Raw genomic sequence first — 9,257 nt, 5'->3', positions numbered from 1 at the left:
GTCGCAGGAGCCGTCCCGCGACCGCTCCACGCCCGCTCCACGACAAGACGTCGCAGGGGCCTTCTCGGCCCTCAGACGAAGACGGCGAGGCTCTTGGCCTTGCCCTTCTGCTCCTCCACCAGGACCAGGAAGCGCCCGTCGGGCCCGAAGACGCCGACCGGCCCCGGCGGGAAGGCCGGCATGTCCAGCCGCACGCCGTTCAGCAGCAGCCTGGCGCGCTTCTCGTCCACGTCCCAGCGCGGGAAGGCCGAGGCGGCGGCCTCGGCCACCGGCATCACGGTCAGCTCCTGCTGGTGCTGGTCGAGCGTCCGCGCCGCGTCGAGACCGTACGGCCCGACCCGGGTGCGCCGCAGTGCGGTCAGATGTCCGCCGACGCCGAGCCCGGCACCGAGGTCCCGGGCGATGGCGCGGATGTACGTACCCGAGGAGCAGACCACCGAGACGACCAGGTCGACGACGGGAGTGCCGTCCTCGGCGGTCTCGGGGCGGACGTCGTAGATCCGGAAGGACGAGATCGTCACCGGACGGGCCGGGATCTCGAACTCCTCGCCACCGCGCACCCGCGCGTAGGACCGCTTGCCGTCGATCTTGATGGCGCTGACCTTGGACGGCACCTGCATGATCGGGCCGGTCAGGGCGGCGACCCCGGCGTCAATGGCCTCACGCGTCACGCCGGAGGCGTCGGTGGACGAGATGAACTCGCCCTCCGCGTCGTCCGTGATGGTGTTCTGGCCGAGCCGGATCGTTCCGAGGTACTCCTTCTCGGTCAGTGCGAGGTGGCCCAGCAGCTTGGTGGCCCGCTCGACGCCGAGCACCAGGACCCCCGTCGCCATCGGGTCCAGCGTGCCGGCGTGGCCGACCCGCCGGGTCCGGGCGATGCCGCGCATCTTGGCGACGACGTCGTGCGAAGTGAAGCCGGACGGCTTGTCGACGATGACAAGGCCGTCCGGCGTGTTCTGCGATGTCATTCGGAGGCGGCGTCCTCGTCGTTCTCGTGGTCCGCCTTGCGGTACGGGTCGGCCCCGCCCGCGTACGTGGCGCCCGAGGACGCCTCGCGCACCCGCTCGTCCGAAGCACGCGCCCGGTCGAGGAGGTCCTCGATCGCCTTGGCGTTGTCCGGCAGGGCGTCCGCGACGAAGGCGAGCGTGGGCGTGAACTTCGTCCCCGCCGCAGCTCCGACCGCCGAACGGAGAATGCCCTTGGCGCTCTCCAGACCGGCCGCCGCGCTCGCCCGCTCCTCCTCGTCACCGTAGACCGTGTAGAAGACCGTGGCCTCCCGCAGGTCACCGGTGACCCGGGTGTCCGTGATGGTCACGTGCGTACCCAGACGCGGGTCCTTGATACCGCGCTGCAGTTTCTCGGCGACCACCTCCTGAATGAGGTCCGCCAGCCTCTTAGCCCGCGCGTTGTCGGCCACTGGTCCGTCTCCTTCTTCGCCTTGCTCAATCGTCTTCGTCGCTGTGTACCCGCCGTCGTACGGACAGCAGCTCCACTTCGGGGCGGGCGGCCACCAGCCGCTCGCACCGGTCCAGAACATCTGTGAGGTGTCCGGTGTCCCCGGAGACCACGGCAAGGCCGATCTCGGCCCTGCGATGGAGATCCTGACCGCCCACTTCCGCCGCGCTCACCGCGAATTTCCGCTGGAGCTCGGCGACGATCGGGCGGACGACGGAGCGCTTCTCCTTCAACGACCGTACGTCGCCGAGAAGCAGATCGAAGGACAGTGTCCCCACATACATAGGTGTCCGGATGTCCCGCCGGTTCGGGTTCGTGCCCCGCCCGCGCTGGGCGAGGACACCAGAACCGTACACGGAACGGCCGGGGCCGATCGACGGAAATACGACCCGTCGACCGGCCCCGACTACTGGGGAAGGACCCGGGGACGTGCCCCGGGATTCCCCGTGGATCAGCCTCGCGGCTTCTCGCGCATCTCGTAGGTCGCGATGACATCGTCGATCTTGATGTCGTTGAAGTTTCCGAGGTTGATACCGCCCTCGAAGCCTTCGCGGATCTCGGTGACGTCGTCCTTGAAGCGACGGAGACCGGAGATGGTGAGGTTCTCCGCGATGACCTTGCCATCGCGCAGCAGCCGCGCCTTGGTGTTGCGCTTGACCTCGCCGGAGCGGACCAGCACACCGGCGATGTTGCCCAGCTTGGACGAGCGGAAGATCTCGCGGATCTCCGCCGTGCCGAGCTCGACCTCTTCGTACTCCGGCTTGAGCATGCCCTTGAGGGCCGCCTCGATCTCCTCGATGGCCTGGTAGATCACCGAGTAGTACCGGACGTCGACGCCCTCGCGCTCCGCCATCTGCTGGGCACGCCCGGCAGCGCGGACGTTGAAGCCGATGACGATGGCGTCGGAGCCGGTCGCCAGGTCGATGTCCGACTCGGTGACCGCACCCACACCGCGGTGCAGGACCCGGATGTCGACCTCGTCGCCGACGTCGAGCTGGAGCAGCGAGGACTCGAGAGCCTCCACCGAACCGGACGCGTCGCCCTTGATGATGAGGTTGAGCTCCTGGACCAGACCGGCCTTGAGCGCCTCGTCCAGGTTCTCCAGGGAGAACCGGACACCCTTGCGGGCGAAGTTGGCGTTGCGCTCGCGGGCGGCACGCTTCTCGGCGATCTGACGGGCCGTACGGTCCTCGTCGACCACCAGGAAGTTGTCACCGGCACCCGGGACGTTGGTGAGACCGAGCACGAGGACGGGGGTCGACGGACCCGCTTCCTCGACGTTGTTGCCGTTGTCGTCGAGCATCGCCCGGACACGGCCGTACGCGTCGCCGACCACCATCGTGTCACCGATGCGCAGCGTGCCTCGCTGGACCAGGACGGTCGAGACGGCACCGCGGCCGCGGTCGAGGTGGGACTCGATCGCAATACCCTGCGCGTCCTGCTCCGGGTTGGCCCGCAGGTCGAGCGAGGCGTCCGCGGTCAGGACCACGGCCTCCAGCAGCTGCTCGATGTTGAGCCCCTGCCTGGCGGAGATGTCGACGAACATCGTGTCGCCGCCGTACTCCTCGGCCACCAGACCGAACTCGGTGAGCTGACCGCGCACCTTGGTCGGGTCGGCACCCTCGACGTCGATCTTGTTGACCGCGACCACGATCGGCACCTCGGCCGCCTTGGCGTGGTTCAGCGCCTCGATCGTCTGGGGCATCACACCGTCGTTCGCCGCCACCACGAGGATCGCGATGTCGGTGGACTTCGCACCACGGGCACGCATGGCGGTGAACGCCTCGTGACCCGGGGTGTCGATGAAGGTGATACGGCGGTCCTCGCCGTTGACCTCGGAGGAGACCTGGTACGCACCGATGTGCTGCGTGATGCCGCCGGCCTCGCCCGCGACGACGTTCGTCTTGCGGATCGCGTCCAGCAGTCGGGTCTTGCCGTGGTCGACGTGACCCATGACGGTCACGACCGGCGGACGGGAGACCAGGGCCTCTTCGCCGCCCTCGTCCTCGCCGAACTCGATGTCGAAGGACTCGAGCAGCTCGCGGTCCTCCTCCTCGGGGCTGACGATCTCGAGGACGTAGTTCATCTCGTCCGCGAGCAGCCTGAGGGTGTCGTCGGAGACGGACTGCGTCGCCGTGACCATCTCGCCGAGGTTCATCATCACGGCGACGAGCGACGCCGGGTTGGCGTTGATCTTCTCCGCGAAGTCGGTGAGGGAGGCACCGCGCGACAGACGGACGGACTGTCCGTTGCCGCGGGGCAGCATGACGCCGCCCACCGACGGGGCCTGCATGGCCTCGTACTCCTGGCGCCTCTGCCGCTTCGACTTGCGACCACGACGCGCGGGACCGCCGGGACGGCCGAACGCACCCTGTGTGCCACCACGGCCACCGGGGCCGCCGGGACGTCCACCGAAGCCGGGACGACCGCCGAAGCCGCCGCCACCGCCGGGACGGCCTGCGCCGCCACCGCCACCGCCGCCACCGGGACGGCCGGCGAAGCCGCCGCCACCGCCGCCGGGACCGGCCGGACGACCGGCGAAGCCGGGACGACCGCCACCGCCGCCGCCACCGGGACGACCGCCGCCACCGGGACCACGGCCACCGGGGCCGCCGCCAGGACGGGGACCGGCCGCGGGACGCTGCGGCATCATGCCCGGGTTCGGGCGGTTACCGCTGGGGGCACCCGGACGGGGCGCCTGCGGACGCGGCATGCCGCCCGGGGTCGGACGGGCGCCGCCCTGACCCTGGGGACGCGGGGCGCCACCGGGGCCGCCCTGCGGACGCGGGGCGGGACGGTCCTGGCCACCGCCGGGACGCGGGGCGCCACCGGGACGGGGGGCCTGCGGACGGGCCATGCCCGTCGAGCCGCCGGACGTGAAGGGGTTGTTGCCCGGACGGGGACCCGCCGGACGGGCGCCGGGGCGCGGAGCGCCCTGGCCACCGGGACGCGCCGGACGGTCGCCGCCGCGCTGGCCGCCATCACGCTGACCGCCGTCGCGCTGGCCGCCATCGCGCTGGCCACCGTCACGCTGACCGCCGGCCGGGGCCGGACGGGCGGGACGCGGGCCGGGCGTGGCGCCCGAGGGACGCGGAGCCTGCTGCGGGGCCGGGGCCGGCGCCGAGAACTCGGCGGCGGGCACCGGAGTCACCGGGGCGGGCTTGGGCGCGGGACGCGGACCCGGACGCGGGCCCGCGGACGGCGCGGGGGTGCTGCTCACCGGGGCGGCGGGGGCCGGCTTGGGGGCCGGGGCGCCGGGCTTCGGGGCAGCGGGACGTGCCGCGGCGGCCGGAGACGGCGCCGCGGGCTTGGCCGGCGTCGCCTTGCGGGGCGCGCCGGGCTTCGCAGCGGACTTGCCGGCGTTGCCGCCGGGCCCCTGCAGTGCGTCAGTCAACTTGCGTACAACCGGCGCCTCGATCGTCGAGGACGCCGAACGGACGAATTCACCGAGTTCCTGGAGCTTGGCCATGACGACCTTGCTCTCTACACCGAACTCCTTGGCGAGTTCGTATACCCGGACCTTAGCCACTTCGCTCCTTTTAGGTCCGGGTTACCGCCGGACCGTCGCTACTTCATGGGCGTACTCATCGCGTACTCATCGAGTGCTCATCGCAATCTCGACCTACTTCCAACTCGCGAGGTACCTGACCGCACGGGGTTCCGTGCCGTTCGTTCTTACGGTGTCTCCCGCTCGACGAACCGCTGTACCGCGGCGGGGTCGAACGGCCCCTTGGCCTTGAAGGCCCGGGGGAAGGCCCGGCGGCGAACCGCCAGGTCCAGACAGACGGAGGCGGGGTGCACGTAAGCACCCCGGCCGGGCAGCGTACCGCGAGGATCGGGAACACAGATGTCCCCGTCCGCGACGATGCGCAGCAGCTCGCTCTTGACCGCCCGCTCCCGGCATCCCACACAGGTCCGCTCAGGGCAAGCGCGGACGTGCGTCCGGCCAGACACGTTTAAGTCTACCTCCCCGCACCGACCTCACCCCTTTGGGGCAAGAATCGAACGGATGTTGTCGTGATCTCAGCGCCACGGCACCGAGATGTATTCCCCGTGCGGTACGGATCAGCGCCGCTCGGAACGCTCGCGGGCCCGCTCGGCACGCTCCCGGTCGGCCGCGTCGCGCTCGTCGTCGGTCTCGGTGTCCGGACGGATGTCGATCCGCCAGCCGGTGAGCCGGGCGGCGAGGCGGGCGTTCTGCCCCTCCTTGCCGATCGCCAGCGACAGCTGGTAGTCGGGCACGGTGACCCGGGCCGACCGGGCACCGAGGTCAACGACCTCGACCATACTCACCCGTGCGGGTGACAGGGCGTTGGCGACCATCTCGGCCGGGTCGTCCGACCAGTCCACGATGTCGATCTTCTCACCGTGCAGCTCGGCCATGACGTTGCGCACCCGGCCGCCCATCGGGCCGATGCAGGCGCCCTTGGCGTTCAGCCCGGAGCGGGTCGAACGGACCGCGATCTTGGTGCGGTGACCGGCCTCGCGGGCGATCGCGCAGATCTCGACGGACCCGTCGGCGATCTCCGGGACCTCCAGCGCGAAGAGCTTCTTCACCAGGCTGGGGTGGGTCCGCGACAGCGTCACGGACGGGCCCCGCACACCCTTGGCGACCCGCACCACGTAGGTGCGCAGCCGCAGGCCGTGGGTGTACTCCTCACCCGGGACCTGCTCCTGCACCGGCAGGATGGCCTCCAGCTTGCCGATGTCGACCAGGACGTTCTTGGGGTCCTTGCCCTGCTGGACGACGCCGGTGACGACATCGCCCTCGTGGCCCGCGTACTCGCCGAAGGTCTTGTCGTCCTCCGCGTCGCGCAGCCGCTGGAGGATGACCTGCTTGGCGGTGGTCGCCGCGATCCGCCCGAAACCGGACGGGGTGTCGTCGAACTCCTTGGGCTCCTGGCCCTCTTCGAGGTCGGCCGGGTCCTCCTTCGCCCACACCGTCACATGGCCGCGCTCGTCGATCTCCACCCGCGCTCGGCGGTGGCTTCCGTCGGTACGGTGGTAGGCGATGAGGAGGGCCGACTCGATCGCCTCGACGAGCACGTCGAAGGGGATCTCCTTGTCCTGGGCCAAGGCCTTCAAGAGCTTCACGTCGATGTCCACGGTTACGCCTCCTCTTCCTTCTTGTCCTTGCGGTTGAATTCGATCTCCACGCGCGCCTTGGCGATCTCGTCGAAGGCGACCCGGCGGGACGTCGGCCTGCGGCCCTTGACGCCCGGAACCTCCAGATCGAGGCCGTCCTCGTCGACGACGAGGATGCGGGCGACCAGCTCGCCGCCCTCGCGCAGGTGCAGCTTGGCCAGGCGGCCCGTGGCGCGTACGTAGTGGCGGTGCTCCGTCAGCGGACGGTCGGCACCGGGGGAACTGACTTCGAGGACGTACTCGTCCTCACCCATCGCGTCGCTCTCGTCGAGCTTCTCGGAGATCGCGCGGCTCAGATCGGCGCAGGCGTCCAGCTCGACGCCCTGCTCGGAGTCCACGACGATCCGCAGTACACGGCGGCGGCCGGCCCGGGACACCTCGATCTCCTCGAGATCGAGTCCTTCGGCGCTGACGAGCGGTTCGAGCAGCCCGCGCAGCCTCTCGCTCTGGGTGGTGCTCATCCGGGTGACTCCTCGGCCGCGTGTGCTGTTGTGGGGATCGTCGCGTGTCAGGTCAAAGGGTATCCGGTCCCGAGGGGTGTTGCCGTCCGCCCACTCCCCCGCCGCGGGTACGCTCGCCTGCGGTGATCACTTCAGGACAGATCCAGTCAAGACCGGTACAGACTCGAAGGAGAACAGTGCGGCCCACGGGGACGACGCGCAGAGGTGCGCTCACCGCGACGGGAGCTGCCGCCCTGGCGGCGGTGCTGGCCGGCTGCGGTGACGGGGCCGGGGGCGAGGCAGGCTCCGGCCGGTCTGGCGCGGCGGCCACGGCAGCTCGGGCCGCCGCGGTGCGGGCCGAGAAGCGGATCCGGACGGCCGCGGCCCGGACCAGCCTGGAGCTGCTCGGCCGGTACGAGCGGGTGGCCGGGGCCCATCCGTCGGCCGCCGCCGCGCTGGCGCCGCTGCGGGAGGCGGTACGGGCCCACGCCGAGGCTCTGGCCCCCTCGGGCGGGCGGGCGGCGGGCGCCGCGCCGTCCCCGGCGCCTCCGGACGACGCCCGGGCCGCCGTGAAGGAGCTCGCCGCGGCGGAGCGCCGGGCCTCGGACACGCACCTGGCCGCCCTCGTGGACGCCCCGCCGGAACTGGCCCGTCTGCTGGCGTCCGTCGCCGCGGCGGACGCGGCGCACGCCTTTCTGCTGACCGGCATCGCCAAGGAGGTCTCCTCATGAGCACGGGGACACTGCGGGCCGCCCAGGCCGCACTGGCCGCGGAACACGCGGCGGTGTACGGCTACGGGGTGGTCGGCGGCCGGGTCGCCGGGGACCGCCGGGCCGAGGCCGCGGCCGCGTACCACGCGCACCGGGCCCGCCGCGACGCGCTGGCGCGGACGGTGCGCGGGCTGGGCGGCGAGCCGGTGGCGGCCCAGGCCGCGTACGCTCTGCCGCTCGCGGTGGACGACCCTGACTCGGCGGTACGGCTGGCGGCCGTGCTGGAGGACCGGGTCGCCGGGGTGTACTCGGACCTCGTCCGGGCCGCCGGAGGGACGCTGCGCCGGGAGGCGGCCGACGCGCTGCGGGAGGGCGCGGTGCGCGCGGTCCGCTGGCGGGGCAGCGGCGTACCCTTTCCCGGGCTCGCCGAGCGGGACGCCTCCGGAACACGTGCCGGGGCCGCCGCGCACGCCGGGTCCGGTGCCGCCCACGGAGCCGATGTGACGAACGGGCCCGGTACGGCGCACTGAGCAAGCTCTGAAAGGGAACACAGCACGTATGGGTTTTGAACCGCCGCAGCGTCTGGTGCGGGCGCTGGGCGAGTCGCACGACGACGCGGCCGCCGCCGACTGGCTGGACCGGCTTCCCGCACTGACCGAGGAGGCACTGGCCGCCACCGGGCGCGGACCGGCCGTCGAACGGATCGCCGCCCCCGGCGGCCGCAGCAGCCTGGTCCTCCTGGTGACGTGCGCCGACGGCACCCCGGCCGCCCTGAAGATCGCGCCCCCCGGGACCGCCCCCGAGCAGGAGCGGGCGGCGCTGGAGCACTGGAACGGCTGGGGCTCCGTACGGCTCCTGGCCTCCGCCCCCGGCGCACTGCTCCTGGAACGGCTGCACCCCGAGGTGTCGCTGCGCTCGCTGCCGGAGGCGAAGGCGCTGCTGGAGGCGGCCGGAACGGTGCGCAGGCTGTGGGTCGAGCCGCCCGCCGGGCACGGCTTCGGGACGGTCGCCGAGCGGACGGGGGGCCGCGTCGAACCGATGCGGGCCTTCGCGGCCGCCCGGCCCGACCTGGCGCCGCTGGTCTCCGCGGCGATCGCGGCCCGCGAGGAACTGGTCGCCGACTCCCCCGAGACGCTGCTCCTGCACGGCAACTTCCGGCAGAGCAAGGTGCTCGCCGGTGAGCGGGCGCCGTGGCTCACGGTCGGTCCCGAGCCACTGGTCGGTGAGCGCGCATACGATCTGGCCCGGCTGGTGCGCGACCGCGTGGAGGATCTGATCGCCTCGCCGAACGGCGCGGTGACGGCCCGGCGGCGGATCGGGAAGCTCGCCGACTCGCTGGAGGTGGACCGGGAGCGACTGCGCGGCTGGACGCTGTTCCGCGCCGTGGAGTCGGGCGTCCGGGCGCTGGTGGCGGGCCGCCGCCAGGAGGGCGAACTGACGCTGGAGTTCGCCAGCTGGCTCTGAGCGTCGTACGGAACGCCGCAGGCCCCCGCGCATGGTGCACGGG

The 9,257-nt window shown here is 72.2% G+C and carries 10 protein-coding genes; 3 read left to right on the top strand and 7 right to left on the bottom strand.

The features are described from left to right. Positions 1-71: 71 nt before the first annotated feature. The 7 genes from truB to rimP form a co-directional block, all read right to left on the bottom strand. Positions 72-968, bottom strand: a complete 897-nt coding sequence (gene truB / locus ACFCV8_RS33880; RefSeq protein WP_376689347.1) for a tRNA pseudouridine(55) synthase TruB — start codon at positions 966-968, stop codon at positions 72-74. Further along, positions 965-1,417, bottom strand: coding sequence for a 30S ribosome-binding factor RbfA (gene rbfA / locus ACFCV8_RS33875; protein WP_376689346.1), 453 nt, complete (start codon positions 1,415-1,417; stop codon positions 965-967). Before rbfA ends, truB begins: the two co-directional genes overlap by 4 nt. Positions 1,418-1,442: 25 nt before the next feature. Next, complete coding sequence (locus tag ACFCV8_RS33870) at positions 1,443-1,739, bottom strand: DUF503 domain-containing protein (protein ID WP_362454080.1); 297 nt, start codon at positions 1,737-1,739, stop codon at positions 1,443-1,445. 167 nt (positions 1,740-1,906) lie between these two features. Next, on the bottom strand, positions 1,907-4,984 hold the full coding sequence (gene infB / locus ACFCV8_RS33865; RefSeq protein WP_376689345.1) for a translation initiation factor IF-2: 3,078 nt from the start codon (positions 4,982-4,984) through the stop codon (positions 1,907-1,909). 146 nt (positions 4,985-5,130) lie between these two features. Then, a complete protein-coding gene (locus tag ACFCV8_RS33860) occupies positions 5,131-5,409 on the bottom strand; it encodes a YlxR family protein (protein WP_376689344.1) in 279 nt (92 codons plus the stop codon). 111 nt (positions 5,410-5,520) lie between these two features. Beyond that, positions 5,521-6,561 carry a transcription termination factor NusA gene (nusA, locus tag ACFCV8_RS33855; protein ID WP_376689343.1) on the bottom strand — a complete coding sequence of 347 codons (1,041 nt, stop codon included), beginning with the start codon at positions 6,559-6,561 and terminating at the stop codon, positions 5,521-5,523. A gap of 2 nt (positions 6,562-6,563) precedes the next feature. Then, positions 6,564-7,061, bottom strand: coding sequence for a ribosome maturation factor RimP (gene rimP, locus ACFCV8_RS33850; RefSeq protein WP_376689342.1), 498 nt, complete (start codon positions 7,059-7,061; stop codon positions 6,564-6,566). Between the two features lie 176 nt (positions 7,062-7,237). Here rimP and ACFCV8_RS33845 point away from each other — a divergent pair, with 176 nt between their 5' ends. From ACFCV8_RS33845 to ACFCV8_RS33835, 3 genes are read left to right on the top strand one after another with little or no spacing between them, the layout of a single operon-like run. Continuing rightward, positions 7,238-7,771, top strand: coding sequence for a hypothetical protein (locus ACFCV8_RS33845; RefSeq protein WP_376689341.1), 534 nt, complete (start codon positions 7,238-7,240; stop codon positions 7,769-7,771). Further along, positions 7,768-8,280 (top strand): ferritin-like domain-containing protein, encoded by a 513-nt coding sequence (locus tag ACFCV8_RS33840; protein ID WP_376689340.1) that lies wholly within the window; start codon positions 7,768-7,770, stop codon positions 8,278-8,280. Before ACFCV8_RS33845 ends, ACFCV8_RS33840 begins: the two co-directional genes overlap by 4 nt. Before the next feature lie 28 nt (positions 8,281-8,308). Next, the gene (locus ACFCV8_RS33835; protein WP_376689339.1) at positions 8,309-9,214 is read left to right on the top strand and encodes an aminoglycoside phosphotransferase family protein; all 906 of its coding nucleotides are present in this window, start codon (positions 8,309-8,311) and stop codon (positions 9,212-9,214) included. Positions 9,215-9,257 lie beyond the last annotated feature (43 nt).

Source organism: Streptomyces sp. NPDC056347 (assembly GCF_042262625.1).
Lineage (GTDB): Bacteria > Actinomycetota > Actinomycetes > Streptomycetales > Streptomycetaceae > Streptomyces.
The sequence above is the reverse complement of the archived record's forward strand: the minus strand, read 5'-3'. Positions and strand labels throughout refer to the sequence as shown.

Coding starts and splice junctions, on each gene's coding strand:
- truB (WP_376689347.1), bottom strand. CDS start 968: ATGACATCGCAGAACACGCCGGACGGCCTTGTCATCGTCGACAAGCCG.
- ACFCV8_RS33870 (WP_362454080.1), bottom strand. CDS start 1,739: ATGTATGTGGGGACACTGTCCTTCGATCTGCTTCTCGGCGACGTACGG.
- rimP (WP_376689342.1), bottom strand. CDS start 7,061: ATGAGCACCACCCAGAGCGAGAGGCTGCGCGGGCTGCTCGAACCGCTC.
- ACFCV8_RS33840 (WP_376689340.1), top strand. CDS start 7,768: ATGAGCACGGGGACACTGCGGGCCGCCCAGGCCGCACTGGCCGCGGAA.
- ACFCV8_RS33835 (WP_376689339.1), top strand. CDS start 8,309: ATGGGTTTTGAACCGCCGCAGCGTCTGGTGCGGGCGCTGGGCGAGTCG.